Below are 19,252 nucleotides of genomic sequence, written 5' to 3'. Positions count from 1 at the left end.
TTTACCTGAACTTGTTTTTTAACGCAGCCAGTTTAATTTGCAGATCCGTCTCGGGCTCTTGCTTATTCTTTTGATAAGAGCCCGCGTCCCTTTTCTTTTTATTTACTTCCGTTGGGGCTGCCGCTTCTTTCATAGAAAGCGAAATACGTTTGCGGTTTACATCTACCTCTGTAACCGTTACCATTACCTGCTGATGCACTTTTAATACCTCGTTCGGGTCTTTGATATACCGGTTGGTAATCTGGCTCAGGTGTACCAGACCATCCTGATGAACACCAATATCTACAAAGGCGCCAAAATTGGTAATATTGGTAACAATACCCGGCAGTTTCATACCCACTTTAAGGTCGCTTATTTCATTTACACCTTCGGTAAAACTAAAAGCCTCGAATTTTTCGCGCGGGTCTAATCCTGGCTTGGCCAGCTCGGCCATAATATCATTCAGTGTGGGCAACCCCACCGTTTCGCTGATATATTTTTTCAGCGGAATGCTGGCGCGAAGCTTACTATCGCTCATCAGGTCTTTTACAGAGCAGTTCATGTCTTTTGCCATTTGCTCTACCAAGCTGTAACGTTCGGGGTGAACGGCGCTGGCATCAAGCGGATTACCCGCATTGCGGATGCGTAAGAAACCGGCTGCCTGCTCAAAAGCCTTTTCGCCTAAGCGCGGTACTTTTTTCAATTGGTCGCGGCCTTTGAAGGCACCGTTCTGGTTACGGTACTCCACAATGTTTTGCGCCAACTGCGGACCCAAACCTGATACATATGATAAAATCTGTTTAGAAGCGGTATTCAGTTCTACACCCACCGCATTTACGGCACTGATAACGGTGTCATCCAAAGAAGTCTGTAACTTATTCTGATCAACATCGTGCTGGTATTGGCCGACACCGATTGATTTCGGGTCGATCTTTACCAGTTCTGCCAGTGGGTCCATTAATCTTCTTCCGATGGAAACTGCGCCGCGCACGGTAACATCCTGGTCTGGGAATTCTTCCCGTGCAACTTCAGATGCCGAATAAATAGACGCGCCGCTTTCGTTCACCATTACAATGGTTACCCCGCCGAGATTCAACCCGCGGACAAACTGCTCCGTTTCGCGGCCTGCGGTACCATTACCGATAGCAATGGCCTCAGTCTGGTATTTCTGCACCAGTTGTTGCAAGGTTTTTCCGGCTTCTGCCTGCCCGCCTGCTCCCGTATGCGGGAAGATAGCCGTATATTCAAGAAGTTTACCCTGCTCATTCAATGCTACCACTTTACAACCCGTCCTGAAACCAGGGTCTATCGCAATCAGGCGCTTTTGCCCAAGCGGGGCGGCCAGTAAAAGTTGCCGGGCATTTTCGGCAAATACGCGGATCGCTTCTTCGTCTGCCTTCTTTTTGGTCAGCAACCGCACTTCTGTTTCCATAGAAGGTTTTAATAAGCGTTTATAACTGTCGCCTAAAGCCAGTTTTACCTGCAAGCTATTCGGGTTATTTGCCTTCACAAAGGTCCGCTCCAGTAAATCGATCGCTTCTTCTTCAGGCGGTTGGATATCCAACCACAAGATCTCTTCTTTCTCGCCGCGGCGCATGGCCAGCACGCGGTGCGATGGCGCAGAAGCCACCGGTTCTGTCCAGTCGAAATAATCTTTATACTTAATGCCTGCTTCTTCTTTTCCCGGCACCACTTTAGATTGGAAACTGCCTTTCTGCAAGAATAATTCGCGCATTTGCGCACGTGCCTCGGCATTTTCACTGATAGTTTCGGCGATGATATCCCGGGCACCGGCTAAAGCTTCTGCTGCGTTGTTAACGCCTTTTTCTGTATCGATATATTTTTCGGCTTCCAGTTCCGGATCGCCTTTCTCCTGGGCCAGCAGCAGATCGGCAAGAGGTTGCAAGCCTTTTTCGCGTGCTACACTGGCACGTGTTTTTCTTTTCGGACGGTAAGGCAGATAAATATCTTCCAGCGTTACCATCGTCTCGGCTTCGTTCAACTGCTTTTCCAGCTCTGGCGTCAGCTTTCCTAAATCGGTGAGTGATTTAATGATCGCTTCACGGCGCTTGTCCAGCTCGCGCAATTGCTGTATCCTGTCGCGGATGGCGGCTACCTGCACCTCATCTAAACTACCGGTAAGTTCTTTGCGGTAACGGGATATAAACGGAACGGTTGCACCTTCATCCAGCAAACCTACTGTCGTATCCACCTGTTTTGAAGATACGCCTAATTCCTGCGCTATCTTAATAAAATGATCCATGCACTTAATCTTCAATTAGCTGCCGGCGATGTTTTGCACCGGCAGGTTGCAAAGGTAGCTTTTCGGGAATATCTGGTCATAGCAAAACTTAAATTCGTGCATTGTCGGTATTTACCCAGCCGGGCGGATAAGCAGCGATATGCTGTTAAATGCGTAACTTTGAACCTGATGGACCAGTATGCAGTAAGGCACTTTGAGATGAAGCTGATGGATATTTATAACAGAACGCCATGGCTACGGTACGAAATAACACAGCAGGATTTTATCGCGCTTTTCCCGGTAGAGTTTAAAAAAGGAAAGCCGGTGCGGCCAGAGAAACCCGAAGGCTTTGACCTTGACCGCGATACATACCTCGCCGTTATGGTCGCCTTTAGACAGGCCTTCAGTTAGGGCTTTGCGAATCGTTAAACACGCCTAACAGTATACTCAATACCAGCGGAGCAATTAAGATGAGGCTTAAGCGCAGGTAGAATTTTCTGTTTTGATCGCTCAGTACCGCAATAATCATCAGCAGAATTACAAAAGGCAGGGTTAACAAAAACGCGAGCAGCAGTAGATAATTGATGCGGTCTGCATGCGCAGTGTCAAAGAAAAGATAGTCTGTAATAATGTAAAGATAAAGGGCTACCCACATTAACACATACGTGCCGAAGCAAAGCGTAGCTATACGATGTGCTTTGAATATTTCTGCGAGTTTCTCTTTTAGTAACATTACCATATCAGATATAACTTAACCACCAATCTTTTCGCTTGCTTTTAACCTGCATAAACCACCGGCAGGGCAGATACAATATTGCTATTACAGCAATCCATATCAAGTATACCACTGGTAGTGAAAATCCCCAGTGATCCGGGCTTTTATCAAAAGCACTGAGCATATCTTTTACGTTAAAACCCGCCGCAACTGCTACAATTATTTGTAAAATATGGATGAGGTAAATATGCAGCAGGTAGTAAAAGAAGGGTACTTTGCCGTAAACGGTGAAAAACCTGGATAACCTGTTGTTTGCCCCTTCCAGTAGCGCCAATACGATGATGGAGATCCCCAGCGTCATCAATAGGTAGGCTAAAGAGGGTGGGTATTTATGGACTTTAATTACTGCCAGGATATTCTTCCACCAGATGGCCTGGTGCTGCCATGGGAAAGGGTCGCCGTAAATATTAGGGATGCGTAGAATCAGAAATACCACCAGGCATGCTAACCCTATTTTAATAAACAGGGGCTTTCTCTCGGTAGCAGGAAGCGCAAATAAAGTACCGAAGGCATAGCCTACCGCCATTACGCCAATCCACGGGATGATGGGGTAGAAAAGCAGAACGCCGCGCCCTTTGCTCCAAAAGTAGATATTTGATTCGTGCAGGAACATCCAGAAAGGTTTGGCACTGCCAAATTGGGCAGACTGTATGGGGTCTAACAGGTTGTGACCAAAGATCAGGATCAGCCCTATGGTAGCAATGTAAGTATTCGGCAGGAAGACCAGTACAGAAAGGAAGATCATGCTCCAGCCGATCGCCCAGATCACCTGTGTAAAAAACAGGTGGAACCCAATATCGAACTGCCAGCCAAAACCGATGATAGTCAACTCCAGAAAGATAAGCCATAACCCTCGCTTGAACAGAAAAGCGGCGCTTTCTTTTTTAGTGCGTTTACGACCGGCCAGCCAGGCACTTGCCCCGGAAAGAAAAATAAACGTTGGTGCGCAAAAATGCGTGATCCACCGGGTAAAGAATAATAGCGGCGTAGTCTGCGACAGATCGAGCGGATCAAAACGTACGTTGGTGAAATAATCACGAACATGATCTAATGCCATAATAATCATGATTACGCCGCGTAAAATGTCAATAGAAAAAATGCGCGCTAAAGGCTGAGTTGTGTTTGATTTCATGGGTTATCACCCTGAAAATAAACACATTAAATTAGAAAGGCAAATTTTTAATTTTATTAACCAACAGTAAAATATATCCTTTACCCCGCAAATCGACGTGAAATTTCGTAGCCACGCCTGTTAATAAAATTTTTGCTTTGTTTAGTTACTTGTAAAAACAAATGCAAGTACTAAAAATGCTGCAGCGGTAACAAACTGCAGTATCAGGTAACTTAAAGGTTTGTTTTTCATTGCCGTATTGTTTAATAGATTGATAACATAAAGATACGCACAATGTTTATTTTTCATCTATTAAACTGAATATTTAATAAAAATTTAACAAAAGTGGCTTTTTGTTGATTTTGTAGTTAGTCGAGGCAGCGATGATAGCACTGTTTTTGCCGAATAGTTAAAAGTCCGGGCAAACAGTATTAAAAAACAAAGGCCCGGCGATACCGCCGGACCCTGCTATAAACAATTGTAGTAACTTAAATTATTGCACCTGGAAGGTATTGCTGAAGCTGATGCCATCAGGAGAAATACCGGTGATTTTTACCATGCCATTTTTAATGTTGGTAATTGCCTTGTCAATGTCGGCAATACTGTTGATCGGCTGGTTATTGATCGAAGTAATTACAGAACCTACCGGGGTTTCAGTTTCGTCAAAGAAACCGCCCTGGCGAACCTGGGTCACAATAACACCATGCGTAACATGGAATTTAGCTTTCTGTGCTGCGGTAAGCGGCTGGAAGCTGGCACCAAGTTTATTATAAAGCTCTTCTGCAGATTTGCTGCGTGCTGCTGTACGGTTGGTATTACCAGCATCAGATTTTAAGGTAACTGCAAAATTCTTTTCAGCACCGTCACGTACAACGGTTACATGTATTTTATCACCAGGTTGTAAACGGCCTACACGTTCCTGCAAGTCAGAAGATTCATAAATAGTGTTACCTTCTACTTTAGTAATCACGTCACCTTTGCGGATACCAGCGGCTTCTGCACCACCACCAGGTACTACGTCATTCACGTATAAACCATTGGTGTTTTTAATTCCCAGATCTTGTGCTACATCTTCGTTTAATTCGCGGAAGTTTACACCGATATAACCGCGGCGTACACTGCCGTATTTCTCAATATCGTCCAGTACCTTTTTAGCCAGGTTAATCGGAATCGCAAAGCCATAACCTTCGTATGAGCCGGTGTGTGAAGCAATGGCTGAATTGATACCGATCAGCTCGCCACGGGTGTTAACCAATGCACCACCGCTGTTACCAGGGTTAATGGCCGCGTCTGTCTGGATAAAAGACTCTATGGCTTTGTTTACACGTGGTGCCTGCTGGTTACGGGTTGGGCCAAACGGATTATAGCCCCCGTTGTCGTCATCATCGTCATTTTCAGAACCGATAATGCCAATGTTACGTCCTTTAGCGCTTACAATACCGGCAGTAACGGTTGATGTTAAGTTAAACGGGTTACCTACCGCCAGTACCCACTCGCCAACGCGTACATCGTCAGAGTTGCCTAATTTTACAATCGGCAGGTTAGTAGCGGTCACTTTAATCAAAGCCAGATCTGTATTAGGGTCGGTACCGATCACTTTAGCCTGGAAGGTGCGGTGATCATTAGTAGTCACGCTGATCTTATCTGCTTTCTCTACTACGTGGTTATTGGTTACAATGTAGCCATCGGGCGAGATGATCACACCAGAACCTGATGCCATTTGCGGGGTTGAGCGGCGTGGCGCACGCTGACCGAACATCTGGCCGAATAAATCTTCCATTTCATTTCGTCCGCCACCGGCTTGTGCGCTGTAAGTGGTACGGATATAAACTACAGCTGGTGTTACCGCTGCTGCAGCCTGTGTAAAATCAACCTCACCGGCAGATGAGGTTATTGCAGCTGATTTATTGCTAGCGAAATAAACTTTCTGGCGATCTTCAAAGCTCATGCTTGCTGCTTCTTTGTTTTCAAATACCTTGTAGGTACCAATCGCCATTGCCCCGCCTACAAAAGCTGTTAACAATGTTAAACCTATCTTTCTCATATATTCTATTTACGTTCTTTTAGCTTGTGAAAAACAATATTCAAATTTAATACCATATAGACGGTATGAACAATAATAAGTTATCTGCATTTTTGTTAAAAATTGTTAAAGTCCGGCTTATGTAAAAACAACCGCAGTTAGGCGGGGCGAAGTCGGCAAATCTTTATTCTTGTAAAAATTATACTTGGTGGAACTTCATTTTTATAAATACCAGGGCGCAGGCAACGATTTTATTTTGGTTGATAATCGCGAAAATAAGGTAGATCACCACAATCCTGCGCTAATTGCACGTATTTGCGACCGTCGCTTCGGTGTTGGCGGCGATGGGATGATGTTCCTGGAAAACGAACCGGGTTACGACTTCCGGATGGTCTATTACAACTCGGACGGGCAACCCAGCAGTATGTGTGGTAATGGTGGCCGGTGCATTGTCGCCTTCGCCAAATTTCTGGGTGTGATTAAAGATGAAACAAACTTTTTGGCAGTAGACGGCCCGCATTATGCCAAAGTTTCAGCCGAAGGCGACTGGGTAAGTCTGCAAATGATCGATCTGGAAACTATCGACCGTGATGGCGAAGCTTATGTGTTGAATACCGGTTCTCCGCATTATGTACAGCTTACTTCAGATCTTGCTTCGAAAGATGTGTATCACGAGGGGAAAGCAATTCGCAATAACGAAACCTATGGTGCAAAGGGCATCAATGTGAATTTTGTTGAACCCGAGGGCGATGGCTACTTCGTCAGAACTTTTGAACGCGGGGTAGAAGATGAAACTTTTGCCTGCGGCACCGGTGTAACAGCAGTCGCCTTGGCTATGGCAACCCGCAATGACCAGAGCGGTACCGTCAGCACGCCCATCCGCGTACTTGGCGGCAACTTGAATATCCGTTTCTCGCGCCAGGGAAACCATTTTACCAATATCTTTTTAGAAGGGCCTGCCAAGCTGGTATTTGAAGGGCAAATCTCTATATAATTCAACCTTTAAAGGTTTTTTGCGTTTATATTATTGATGTCCGATACTGATAAATACTTGCAGCTGCAAGGGGAACTGGAGTTGCTGAAGGCCGAGCATAGCGCGCTTTTGGCACGTGAGAAAGCATTGCTGCTGGAGAATGACTACCTGAAAAGCGTTGCGAAAGCAAACGCGGCAGAATTGCAGATCAGCAGGGAGCAGTTCAGGCTACTGGCGGATAATATCCCTGTAGCGGTATGGACGGCTGATTCCTCCGGGCAGGTAGATTATTTCAATCAGCGCTGGTATGATTACACTGGGCAAACACTTGAGGTCTCGCTCGGCGCAGGGTGGGAGAATGCCCTTCACCCCGATGACCTGCCAAGGGCATTGAAAACCTGGAACAATTCGCTAAAATACAGTTCGCCTTACGAAATTGAGTACCGTACCAAAAGAGGGACTGACGGTACTTACCGGTGGCACCTGGCCAAAGCGCTGCCATTAAAAAACGAGCATGGCGAGGTTATCAAATGGTTTGGTACCAACACGGATATTCACGAACAAAAAGAATCTGAAAAGAAGAAGGATGAGTTTATCAGCATTGCCAGCCATGAGCTCAAGACACCGTTAACCACCGTCAAGGCCTTTTTCCAGATCCTGAAGAAAAGTTTGCAACCAGAGGATGCCGGTTACAAATTTGTAGGCAAAGCTACCGGGCAGTTAGACCGTTTGGAGCGGCTGATCAATGACCTGCTGGATGTTTCGCGCATTAACGCCGGCAAAATGATCTACAATGCGGAAGAGTTTGACTTCAGCAGTGCCGTGAGCGATAGTGTGGAAAGTATCCAGCAAATGTTTCCGGATTATGAGATTGTTGTAGAGAGATCAGATAGGGTAACATACAAAGGTGACCGTCTGCGAATTGAGCAGGTGATCAATAACTTTCTGACTAACGCTATCAAGTATTCGCCCGATAATAAAAAGATCGTCCTTCGTTCTGAAGTGAACCAGGATAACATCATCGTATCCGTTCAGGATTTTGGCATCGGCATAGCACCCGAATACTTGCTAAACTTGTTTGAACGCTATTACCGGATCGATAACACTTCTATGCGTTTTCAGGGATTGGGCCTGGGCCTGTTTATTTCTTCAGAGATCATCAAAAGGCACAATGGCAGCTTCTGGATTGAAAGTGAACCGGGTAAGGGCTCTACTTTTTTCTTTTTGCTGCCGATCAGCGGTAAACAGGAATTGAAAGAATACGCCACCGACCACCGCACTTTCTATAAAGCAAATTACATCGAGATTCAATATAATGCTGCGCAACAACGCCTGGAAGTAGATTGGCTTGGTTATCAGAATTTCGACTCGGTAAAAAGCGGGTGCCTGGCCATGCTGGAGATACTGAAAAAGAGTGGTTGTACCAAGGTTCTGAATGATAATACACACGTGTTAGGGAACTGGTCTGAAGCGGTTGACTGGGGTGGAACGGTGTGGTTCCCTGCTATGGAGCAGGCTGGGCTTAAATATTTCGCCTGGATTTACTCGCCAAGTACATTCAGTCGCATGTCGGCAAAAAAGAGTTTGGATATCGCCATCGGCAATATAACCGCTCAATTTTTTACAGATCGCGACGAAGCTTCGCAATGGTTACAGCAAATGCCCTGATCGTTTCATGTAAACCATGCTAACTTTCTATAGAAGTGTCTTTTTAGGATCAAATTGTTTAAATAAATATCTGTTTTTTACCACTGTTGACAAATTTTAGGGCAAATCTTTTTTACTTAAAGCAAATTCTGTTTACGTTTGAATTTTTTCTTGATGTAGCTTCGATTAATTTTTTGCTTCATCTATGCTACGTGTCGACAGTTCTAAACCATGCCAGTTAATTTATGCTATTGCCAAGCATGAGTACCTGGGTTACGTGATAGAACCGCACATTGTACAGCTTAACCCCAACGGCGAGTTTTCACTTACCTACCAGCGCCTTTTTTCTAACACGGCAACAGAGTTTATCCATTGTATTGACGAAACGGATCTGAAGCTGATTAAAATACTAGAAGATATAGAGCAGGGCAACCTGATTAAGCGCTACTATAAAAAGCCGATCCGCCCGTATGAGTTCTTCAGCAAGATATTTACCGAACAAATGTTCGATATGTTCAGGCCGAAGATTGAGAAAAAGGTAGCCGAAGTGCTGAATGCGCTGAGGGAAAAGTCAATTTACCTGATGAGCAAAGAGGGCTATCCCGCCGGCAGAAAGTTGACCATTGCAGACGAACCGGCCTCTATTCTGTTCCATTTCAAACGAAACGAAACAGAGATCAGGTATTACCCTACCATCAAATACCAGGGCATGAAGATTGAATTCATGTTCCGTAATGCCGAGATCATATGTAACCACCCTGCGTGGCTTTTGCTGGACGATGTGCTGTACTATTTCGAACGTGATATAGAAGGTAAAAAATTACAGCCATTTTTAAATAAACGGTACATTGCCATCCCGCGTTCGTCAGAACAATCCTATATGGAGCGCTTTGTGGCGCCGCTGATCGAAAAGCATCACGTGCATGCAGAAGGGTTCACCATCAATACCGAAAAGTACGATGCCGTACCCGTGCTGAAACCGATTATTGTTGAGGGCGGTACCTCACAACTGCAACTGTATTTTAAATATTCGGGTTATGTTTTTCCCGCGGGAGATGGCCGGCAGGTTTCTGTCAGGATAGATCACCAGGGCGATGATTACATCTTCCACCGTATTAAACGTTCGGTAACGTGGGAGAAAGGCCGCCTACAGGTGCTGGAAAACCTTGGTCTAAAGGCAGCGTCTTCATTGTTCCAGAACCTGGAAGTGGTAACCGACAACGAAGATACAGACCATTCCTTGTCTATTCTGGATTGGCTGAACCAAAACCACGATGAATTGACCCGACAGGGCTTTGTGATTGAGCAGCCGGAAGGAAACAAGCGTTACCTGTTTGGGAGCAGCAAAATAGACTTACAGGTGAATGAGCATAACGACTGGTTCGATATTTATGCCGTAGTTTTTTTTGGCCCTTACCAGGTGCCTTTTATCGAGTTGCGGAACCACATCCTTAACAAGAAGAAGGAGTTTGTTTTGCCATCGGGAGAGATCGCTGTCATCCCCGAAAAATGGTTCTCGCAGTACAGTAACCTGCTGCACTTTACAGATGGCAGCGCAGACCTGAAACTACGGAAACATCATATCGGCATTATCAATGAGCTGGCAGAAGGTGAATTGGCCACCGTGACCATGAACCGTAAACTGCAACAGTTGATCGACTTTGATGAGCTGGAAGAAATACCAACGCCGGTTAATTTTAACGGTAGCTTACGCAGTTACCAAAAGGCCGGGTACAACTGGTTCCATTTCCTGAAGAAGTATCATTTTGGCGGCTGTTTGGCGGACGACATGGGTTTGGGTAAAACCATCCAGACGTTGGCCCTATTGCAGAAAAATAAAGAAGAGGCAGAAGCAAGGGGCAGCAAGACAACTTCGCTGCTAATCATGCCTACCTCGTTGATTTACAACTGGATCAACGAAGCCCGAAAGTTTACGCCGCAGTTGCGCATGATGGTGCATACCGGCGTAATGCGCTATAAATCGTCGGAAGTTTTTAGTAATTACGATGTGGTGGTGACCACCTATGGCATCAGCCGGATAGACATTGACCTGCTGAAAGCCTTTTTCTTTGATTATATCATCCTGGACGAAAGTCAGAATATCAAGAATCCGTCTTCCAAATCATACCAGGCAGTTAAGCAGCTGAAATCACAGTTTAAGCTGATTCTGAGCGGTACCCCTGTAGAAAATTCTGTTAATGATTTGTGGACGCAGATGTCTTTCATTAATCCGGGTTTGTTGGGTAGTCAACAATATTTCATCAATGAGTTTGTGACGCCTATCGAGAAAAAGAAAGACGAAGATAAAGCGCGTAAGCTGCAGGCCATGATCAAGCCGTTTGTGCTCCGCCGTACTAAAGAACAGGTGGCAACCGAGCTGCCGCCAAAAACAGAACACCTGTTCTACTGCCAGATGAGCGATGAGCAGGCCGAAGTGTATGAGAAGATTAAATCGGAATACCGGAACGAGCTATTGCAGGGTCTGGAGGATGGCACCTTTGCGCAAAGCCAGATCCAGATTTTACAGGGATTAACCAAGCTTAGGCAGGTTGCCAATCACCCCAGCATGATAGACGATGAGTACGAGGGTGATTCCGGTAAGTTTGAGGACGTGGTGCATACGCTCACCAACGTGCTCGACGGCGGCCATAAGGTGCTGATCTTCTCGCAATTTGTTAAACAGCTGAGTATTTACCGCGATTACCTGGAAAAATGCGATATTAAATATGCCTATCTGGATGGCTCTACGCAAAACCGCGGCGAGGTGGTAAAAAACTTCCAGGAAGACGAACAGACCCGTGTGTTCCTGATTTCGATAAAGGCCGGTGGCGTTGGTCTGAACCTAACCGAGGCCGATTATGTATTCATTCTGGATCCATGGTGGAACCCGGCTATTGAGCAGCAAGCCATTGACCGTACGCACCGCATCGGGCAGACTAAGAACATCTTCATCTATAAGTTCATCACGAAGGATACGGTTGAAGAGAAGATCCTGGCGCTTCAGCAACGTAAGTTAAGCGTCGCGCGCGCATTGATCACTACTGAAGAAAGCTTCATTAAAACCCTTACGGCAGAAGACATCCGCGAGATTTTGAAATAATATCTAACGCTTATTCTGCGGAAATATCCTTACCGTTTTTACGTACCGTGCCTGGTAGCCTTTGGTTAAAGGTGTTTCGGTAACGCCCATTGCCCTGCCGGAAGTAGAATGGATAAAAAGGGTGCTATCCTGGTTATGAAAGGTGATAATACCCATATGGCCTACGGTTTTAGATGTGCTGTCTGTTCCTGTAAAAAAGATCAGGTCGCCGGGTTTGGCTTGTTTAAGTTCAATCTCTTCAGGGACAGTCGAAAAATCTGCCGAGGTACGCGGTACTTCTATGTTAAAATGATTGAAAACATAGGTGACGAAACCGGAACAATCCAAGCCCTCTTGGGGGTTAGTGGATGCGTATTTGTAGGGTACGCCTTTTAATGTTTGAGCAAAAGTCAGTAGCTCCGCAGGTTGGATATTCCCTGTTTGCACACGTTCATAAACACCGTCGTTGTCCTTTTTCAGGGTATCAGTAGCTGCCGGATAAAAAGTTGTATTGGTTTGCTGTTTACAACAAACCAATACAACGGCTAACACTAATAAAATAAAGGATCGGCTCATTCTCAATTAATTACAGGAAACGCCGTAATAATGTTTTGAGAATGTGGTGATTATTCATCCCGGAGTAAAAGCTATGCTGTTAAAATCGCTTAAAAGTTATCGTGAATATAGGTCATCAGTTTTACAATCTCGTCTCTTACCGTGCGCGAAGGCTCTACAAAATTGTTGTTCATCAGGCTAAAGGCCAGGTGTTTACCCTTCCTGGTAATTAGGTAGCCGCTTTGGTTATAATTGTTAGAGAGGCTCCCTGTTTTGGCAAATACAAAGGGCTTACCGTTATCCGTTTGGTATACCCGCTTCAACGTTCCGGAAACACCACCGGCAGGCAATAAACTAAATAAACGCTCATCATTATTAATTTCAGCCCTGATTTTTAATAGCAACGCAATCAGGTCGCGCGGGGTAAAAAGGTTCAATCGCGATAAGCCAGAGCCATCGTGCCACTCCGGTTTGTCAGGCAGGTCATTCAGAAAATGGCTTAAGGAGTAGTTTCGTACCGAATCACTGTTGAGGTAACCAAACTTTACGGACGAGCAACTGAGCAATAACTGCTCCGCGATAAAATTATCGCTCGGCTGAAGCATATGCCGGTAGACGGTATCCGCATTCAGATCGTAAATGGTATGGGCATCTGCAGGTAAAGGCAGGTGCAGGCTACAAACGTTTAGCTTCAGGGTGTCTTGCAATAAAGCAATGGTTAGAGCTGTGCTGGTCTGAAAGGGAACGTATTGGTGATAGTTTTCTGTCGGCGATGCCGAAACAGGGTACATGAGTGTATTATCTGTAAGGTTTCTTCTGACGGTAAATGAATTTGTCCGGAGGCTGCTATCCGCCTTCAATAGGTGGGCGAAGAAATCCGGAGCAGATTGTATCAATTTGCCGTTTCCTTTCCTGATCTCTACCAGGTTACCGTAAAGCGGTAATTCGTTAATCTCTGCCTGGTAATAATCGTTATAATCGTCCCAGGCCCAACCGCTGCCCAAAATTTCATTTTGATATAAGCCATTACAGAAATAAAGCTGTTTCCCCGACTGCTGCAAAAAATGCAGAGCTTTGGTTCCCTTTAAGTCGGGGTGCAGAAAAGAGGGATCTCCCGTTCCCCAGAACAATAGCGAGTCGCCCATGAGCTGGTATTTCAGTGCGGGGATGGAATCACCTAATATTTTCAGCGAAGTATAAAACGTAAACAGTTTGGTATTGGAAGCCGGGGTGTAATATTTATCGGCGTTAATTTCAAGCAAGCTTTTGTTCTCATCCAGGTCATACAGTGCAAAGCCTGTAAAGTGGTCGTTAAAAATGGCGGAATGTTTAAACAATCTTCTGATCTTCCGCTTCCGGATGCCACCGGCTTCGGCGATATTCAGTGTAGAAACCAAGACCAGTATACAAAGTAAAATGCGGCTTATCTGCCTGTACATATCGTTATGATTGCTGCTGATGTTTATGTAATTTTAACTTCCAATTATAAGTATAAATTGTCGTTTAAGCCCATCACATATTGTTTCCGGCGTTGTATTGGTCTGCTGATACTCATGGTGATGGCATATGCGGCCAACGCGCAGTTTTTTGAATTGCCCGAAGGGAAAAAGCGTGTGGTGGTGCCTTTTAAGCTGGTTAGAAATTTGTTGATCGTTAGTGTGAGGGTAGGGGGCAGGGGGCCGTTTAATTTTATTGTAGACAGTGGTGTAGGTATCATTGTGATTACCGACCCTGCCATGGCCGATTCCGCCCGGATCAATACCAAACGCCGGATCCAGTTGTCAGGATTGGGAGAAGGTTCAGACCTGGAGGCATCCATCGCCAGCGGATTAACTTTTGATATCGATGGTGTGAGGGGTAGCAACTTATCTGCAGCCGTACTTAATAAAGATCAGTTCGGGCTATCCAACTATGCCGGGATGCCGGTTCACGGCCTTATCGGGTACGATCTGTTTAACAGCCTGGCAGTTAAGCTCAGTTTTTCAGATACCACCATCACACTTGCCAGGCCCGGCTCTATAAAAGAGTTTAAACGGGGGTACAAAATTCCGATAAAGATAGAACAGAACAAGCCTTACATAGAGGCTGGCGTCAACGTAGATGGTAAATCGCCGGATGTGGCCAGGCTGCTGATTGATTTTGGTGCGGGGCATCCGCTGATGCTTGAAAATGCACTGCATAAATTGCCGCAGGATCGCAAGTTTATACAAGGTAACCTGGGCATTGGTTTAACAGGGCCGGTTAACGGCTTGCTGAGCCGGGTAGATGAACTGGATATTGGCAAGTATAAATTTAAAGATGTGATCACCTCGCTGCCGTTTGATAATCCGCAGGTTGCTGCTAAGGACAGGGTAAACCGCGACGGTAGCATCGGGCTGGGTATCTTGAACCGTTTTGCCGTTATTATGGATTACCAGAACAACATGATGTACCTGAAGCCATCAGGTAATTATAAGAAGCCGTTCGAACACGACATGAGCGGCCTGGAATACTATGCCGATGGCAAGGATTTACATACGATTGTCATCAGCCGGGTGGAACCGGGTTCGGCAGCAGATGACATTGGTTTACGGAAAGACGATATCATTACCGCCGTCAATTTTAAGCCGGTAGCTGAAATGACCATACAGGATATCGACAACATCTTTAAGTCTTATAATGACCGTAGCCTGCTACTCGATATCTTTAGGGATAAAAAGCGACAACGCTTTATTTTAACGCTCAAAAGAAGAATATAAAACCAGAAGTACAGCGGTTATTTTAGCTGGCTGATATTTTCAAAGAAGGCAGCCTGTAGATCGAGCAATGATTTCACTTTTACCTTTTCGCCATAAGTGTCAAAACACATAAAGCGCGCTTTCTCTGGTGAATCGTCTTTAGATTTCTCAAAAAAATTGAAGGTCTCAAAAAAATAGTGCCTGGTGGTGATCCTGTTTTTCTGATCAGTATTCACCGTGTTCAGTCTAAAACCAATCGTGTCGATCCAGTTATGCACTTTGGTATGCAGATTCGCGCCTCTGATATTCATAGCTGACTATTTTTTAGTTTAAAAGGAACGAACGGTTGAAAATTATGTTTTAAGAATTTGTAATTGAATGAGTTGCGTGTTCAAGGGCTGCTGGTTTGTGTGGTAAATAACAACGATTTTAATGATACAGATGATAATTACACCATTCCTTAAGAAACAGTATTAAAAAATATTATGATATGCCTAAAAATGGCCGAAAAAGCCCTATTGTAACATTTATAATAGATATTAAGGTTCTAAATGTAACAATCCTATAGAAAACAAATAATTATACCAAACTAATTGAACCTTTGCACGATGAATGTGTCATTAGGTGACAAATTCAACAATGATATTGATCCAATAGGCAAATGAAACGTATACCCTTATTACTTGTAATTTTATTTTTTGGCTTTTCTTATGCATCTGCGCAGGTTGCGCACGAGGTTAGAGGAACTGTTATTGATTCTACAAAAGCTACCTTGCCGGGCAGTGTAGTTACCCTTGTTTCAGATAAAAAGGATAGTGTAAACGCCGCAGCAGATGTGAACGGCCGTTTTACCTTCCCTAATATAAACGGCACCAAAATCACACTGACTATCAAATCCATCGGCTACCAGACACTGATTAAGCATTACAGCATTGATGCTAACATGCGTGTGGCCGATCTGGGTAATATTCTGTTAAAAGTTGCCAACACCACCCTGAACGAGGTAAAGATTGTCGGGGTGAACGCGGTGGCGGTAAAAGAAGATACCGTTGAATATAAAGTAAGCGCTTTGAACGTAAGACCTAACGCCACCCTTGAGGATGCCTTGAAAAAGGCGCCGGGTGTGGATGTAGACCCGACATCGGGAGCGGTAACCGCGCAAGGCCAGCAGATTACCAAAGTGCGTATTAATGGTAAGGATTACATGGGCGGCGACGTTACCTCGTTGACCCGCAACATCCCGGCAGATCTTCTGGAAAGTATACAGGTGGTAGACGACTACGGCGATCAGGCTAATTTAACCGGTATTAAAACCGGGGAACCTAATAAAGTGCTGAACGTCAACATCAGGAAAGACCGCAACTACGGTTACTCGTTACAAGCAACCGGCGGCGATGGCAGCGACTTATTGCCTAAAAATACAGCGCCGGCTTCGGGAGCCGGGGCATTAACCCCGCAAAGTAATGATAACCGTTACCTGGGATCATTGAATTACTTCAGTTTTAAAGGCGACAGGCAAATTTCTGTTTTAGGAAATCTGAATAATACCAACGTAAACACCTTCTCTTTTGGCAGCCCCAGCGGTGGTTTCGGCGGTGGCGGTGCGGGCGGCAACTTCGGCGGCGGTGGTGGCGGCGGCCGCGGTAACGCTGCACGTTTCGGTGGCGGCGGTAGCTTAACCAGCAGCCAGAACGGTATTACTAATGCACATTCTATCGGAGGTAACTACCGTGATCAATGGGGTAAGCATATTGCGGCCTACGGCAGCTACAGCTTTGCAGATAACAGCACATTTACTAATAGCGTATCGCAACAGTTGAATACCGGCCAATTCCCGAGTAGCACCAACCAGACTAGTACAGAGAACGATAATAATATCAATCACCGGTTTAACTTCAACATTGAGTACCGGCCGGATACCATTAATTACTTAAAGGTAACGCCTACATTTACTTACGCAAAAACGCTTACCCTGTCTGACGATAATGTGCTGAACCAGCAAACATCGCGCACAACGGGGCAGCTGTATACCAGCACGGCATATACCTCACAAACTTATGCGAATTCATCAGCGCCGAACCTGGGTTTAAGCGCAATGTATAATCACCGCTTCAGCACCAAGGGCCGTAATTTTAACGTGTTAGTGAATTTAAGCACCGGTAGCAATGATCAGTCGCAGAACCCCATATACAATTATTCGGCGGGTACACCACTTGCTCCGCTTAACCAGCTGATTACTACTAACAGCAACAATCATGCGGTGAGCACAAGCTTGTCTTATTTAGAGCCCGTTGGTAAAGTTTCTTTTATGGAGCTGAACTACGCGTATAATAATACCTATACCTCCAGCGATAAGGAAACCGATACCTTAAATACTTTTGGTACACGTACCAATTATGCTAGGTTAAGTAACAACTTCAATTATACATTTATTACTCACCGCGCGGGTTTAAACTACCGGGTGATCGAGAAGAAATATAACTATACATTAGGTTTAGGGATACAACCGGCTATTCTTGATGGTAATTCTATCACCACCGGTGTACAAACTCACGTAACAACTGTTAACTTCTCGCCAACGGCCCGTTTTGTTTACAACTTTGCACGCAGCAACTCTTTAAGCATTAATTATAATGGTAACAACAATATGCCAAGCTTTAGCCAGTTGCAGCCTGTTACCGATTTCTCAAACGCGTTATACCCTGTACAAGGTAACCCTAACCTGAAGCCGGAATTTGCCAACAACTTTAACATCAGGTACAACAAATTCAGCTTCCAGACAGGTGATGTAATTTTTGCCAACGCTTCGTTCACGCAAACCAATGATAAGATCTCCACAAATGTGATCACGGTTCCAAGGAGCAAGGCGTTAAGCAATAATGCAGAATACCGCGATCTGCAGAATACCATCTTAACCAGGTATGTAAATACCGATGGTTATTATTCGGCTAATGGCTTCTTTACTTATGCTAAGCCATGGGCTAACCGCCGTTATACATTAATGTTCAACGGAAGCGCCACCTACTCAAATAACGTGGGTTACGTAAGCAGTGTAGACTCTGTAAACGCAGCGCTTACCAGCCAGAAGAACATTGCCAAGAATTTGATATTAACGCCGGGCATGCGTTTCCGCGTAGATCTGACGGATATTGTAGACGTGCAGTTCCTGTCCAATTACTCTATCAATAAAACAAATAACTCTGTAAAGAATAACCTGACACAGGGCGGTGCCAATGTAAGAACCTGGACACTGGGTATCAATGGTAAAAACTATTTCTGGAAAGACTGGACTTTAGGCTATGATTTCAGCCACCAAATTAACTATGGTTATACCGTTGCGGTTACGAACCCTAATATTTTAAATGCGTATGCTGAACGCCGCTTCCTGAAGAACAATGCAGCGACTATTCGTGCTTCTGTATTCGATGCCTTTAACCAGAATACAGGCTTCAGCAGTAACACTACAGCTACGTCTATTACACAAACCAATACCAACAGGCTTGGCCGTTACTTCTTGCTAACGTTCACCTTAAGGTTACAGAAATTTGCCGGAAGAGCGCCTACGCAACAGCCTGGTGAAAGAGGCTTTAGAAGAGATGGCGGTGGCTTTGGTGGCCCTGGTGGTGGTCCCGGCGGCCCTGGCCCGGGTGGTCCGTCACTTAACGAATAAAACGGAAAAACCCTGTTGCATTTGGCAACAGGGTTTTTTTATATCATTTAAATGAGATCTGTTTATTGCTTAACCAGTACGGTGTTGATGATCTGCTCCAGATCATCCAGGTCAAAAGGTTTTGCCAGATAAGTTTCTGCACCTGCGTGTTCTGCCAGTAACTGGATATCGCTATTTGCCGAAAAATAGATTACCGGGATGTTTTTCAACTCCTCATCATTCTTAAGTGTTTGGGTTGCTACAATACCGCCTGCATCAGGGATCCAATTGTCCATTAAAATCACTAACGGATTTACGCTGGATACCTTTTCAATAATATTATTGCAATCGGTATAAGTGTGTACTTCCCAGCCCTGTTCTTCAAGGATGTACGAGCAGATGGACAATATGTCCTCATCGTCATCGAAAATGATGATTCTTTTTGTTGATTCGTCCATAGATAGTTATGCAGAAAACAAATCTAATTATTAATTAAATAATT

At 44.9% G+C, this 19,252-nt stretch carries 14 protein-coding genes; 6 read left to right on the top strand and 8 right to left on the bottom strand.

Annotation, left to right across the window (positions count from 1 at the left end):
* Position 1 precedes the first annotated feature (1 nt).
* Entirely contained in the window at positions 2–2,242 is a 2,241-nt protein-coding gene (locus MUY27_RS14225; protein WP_245130869.1) for a Tex family protein, read from the bottom strand.
* Here MUY27_RS14225 and MUY27_RS14220 point away from each other — a divergent pair.
* Complete coding sequence (locus MUY27_RS14220; protein ID WP_245130866.1) at positions 2,234–2,632, top strand: hypothetical protein; 399 nt, start codon at positions 2,234–2,236, stop codon at positions 2,630–2,632. The two genes, MUY27_RS14225 and MUY27_RS14220, sit on opposite strands and share 9 nt — an antisense overlap.
* On the opposite strand, the gene MUY27_RS14215 is transcribed toward MUY27_RS14220, so the two are convergent.
* The 3 genes from MUY27_RS14215 to MUY27_RS14205 form a co-directional block, all read right to left on the bottom strand.
* Positions 2,625–2,960: a hypothetical protein gene (locus tag MUY27_RS14215; RefSeq protein ID WP_245130862.1), complete on the bottom strand. Its 336-nt coding sequence runs from the start codon at positions 2,958–2,960 to the stop codon at positions 2,625–2,627. The two genes, MUY27_RS14220 and MUY27_RS14215, sit on opposite strands and share 8 nt — an antisense overlap.
* A 1-nt stretch (position 2,961) precedes the next feature.
* Positions 2,962–4,128, bottom strand: coding sequence for an acetyltransferase domain-containing protein (locus tag MUY27_RS14210; protein WP_245130860.1), 1,167 nt, complete (start codon positions 4,126–4,128; stop codon positions 2,962–2,964).
* 472 nt (positions 4,129–4,600) lie between these two features.
* Positions 4,601–6,151, bottom strand: coding sequence for a trypsin-like peptidase domain-containing protein (locus tag MUY27_RS14205; protein ID WP_245130857.1), 1,551 nt, complete (start codon positions 6,149–6,151; stop codon positions 4,601–4,603).
* A gap of 187 nt (positions 6,152–6,338) precedes the next feature.
* On the opposite strand from MUY27_RS14205, the gene dapF reads away from it, so the two are divergent.
* The 3 genes from dapF to MUY27_RS14190 all read left to right on the top strand — a co-directional run bounded on the left by dapF (position 6,339) and on the right by MUY27_RS14190 (position 11,850).
* Positions 6,339–7,124 (top strand): diaminopimelate epimerase, encoded by a 786-nt coding sequence (gene dapF / locus MUY27_RS14200; RefSeq protein ID WP_245130854.1) that lies wholly within the window; start codon positions 6,339–6,341, stop codon positions 7,122–7,124.
* A 36-nt stretch (positions 7,125–7,160) separates the two neighbouring features.
* Complete coding sequence (locus MUY27_RS14195; protein ID WP_245130850.1) at positions 7,161–8,771, top strand: PAS domain-containing sensor histidine kinase; 1,611 nt, start codon at positions 7,161–7,163, stop codon at positions 8,769–8,771.
* Positions 8,772–8,955: 184 nt separating this feature from the next.
* Complete coding sequence (locus MUY27_RS14190; RefSeq protein WP_245130846.1) at positions 8,956–11,850, top strand: DEAD/DEAH box helicase; 2,895 nt, start codon at positions 8,956–8,958, stop codon at positions 11,848–11,850.
* Positions 11,851–11,853: 3 nt separating this feature from the next.
* On the opposite strand, the gene MUY27_RS14185 is transcribed toward MUY27_RS14190, so the two are convergent.
* Complete coding sequence (locus MUY27_RS14185; RefSeq protein ID WP_245130842.1) at positions 11,854–12,405, bottom strand: C40 family peptidase; 552 nt, start codon at positions 12,403–12,405, stop codon at positions 11,854–11,856.
* 89 nt (positions 12,406–12,494) lie between these two features.
* Positions 12,495–13,823, bottom strand: coding sequence for a D-alanyl-D-alanine carboxypeptidase/D-alanyl-D-alanine-endopeptidase (locus tag MUY27_RS14180; RefSeq protein ID WP_245130839.1), 1,329 nt, complete (start codon positions 13,821–13,823; stop codon positions 12,495–12,497).
* Between the two features lie 114 nt (positions 13,824–13,937).
* Here MUY27_RS14180 and MUY27_RS14175 point away from each other — a divergent pair, with 114 nt between their 5' ends.
* Positions 13,938–15,122: an aspartyl protease family protein gene (locus tag MUY27_RS14175; protein WP_245130838.1), complete on the top strand. Its 1,185-nt coding sequence runs from the start codon at positions 13,938–13,940 to the stop codon at positions 15,120–15,122.
* A 17-nt stretch (positions 15,123–15,139) separates the two neighbouring features.
* Here the strand turns inward: MUY27_RS14175 and MUY27_RS14170 are convergent, their stop codons facing one another.
* Positions 15,140–15,412 (bottom strand): hypothetical protein, encoded by a 273-nt coding sequence (locus tag MUY27_RS14170; protein ID WP_245130837.1) that lies wholly within the window; start codon positions 15,410–15,412, stop codon positions 15,140–15,142.
* 350 nt (positions 15,413–15,762) lie between these two features.
* On the opposite strand from MUY27_RS14170, the gene MUY27_RS14165 reads away from it, so the two are divergent.
* Positions 15,763–18,771, top strand: coding sequence for an outer membrane beta-barrel protein (locus MUY27_RS14165; protein WP_245130836.1), 3,009 nt, complete (start codon positions 15,763–15,765; stop codon positions 18,769–18,771).
* Positions 18,772–18,833: 62 nt separating this feature from the next.
* Here MUY27_RS14165 and MUY27_RS14160 read toward each other — a convergent pair whose 3' ends face one another.
* Positions 18,834–19,208, bottom strand: coding sequence for a response regulator (locus tag MUY27_RS14160; protein ID WP_245130834.1), 375 nt, complete (start codon positions 19,206–19,208; stop codon positions 18,834–18,836).
* Positions 19,209–19,252: the final 44 nt, after the last annotated feature.

Source organism: Mucilaginibacter straminoryzae (genome assembly GCF_022953055.1).
Lineage (GTDB): Bacteria > Bacteroidota > Bacteroidia > Sphingobacteriales > Sphingobacteriaceae > Mucilaginibacter > Mucilaginibacter straminoryzae.
Note: the sequence above shows the minus strand (reverse complement) of the source record. Positions and strands in the feature narration are given on the sequence as shown.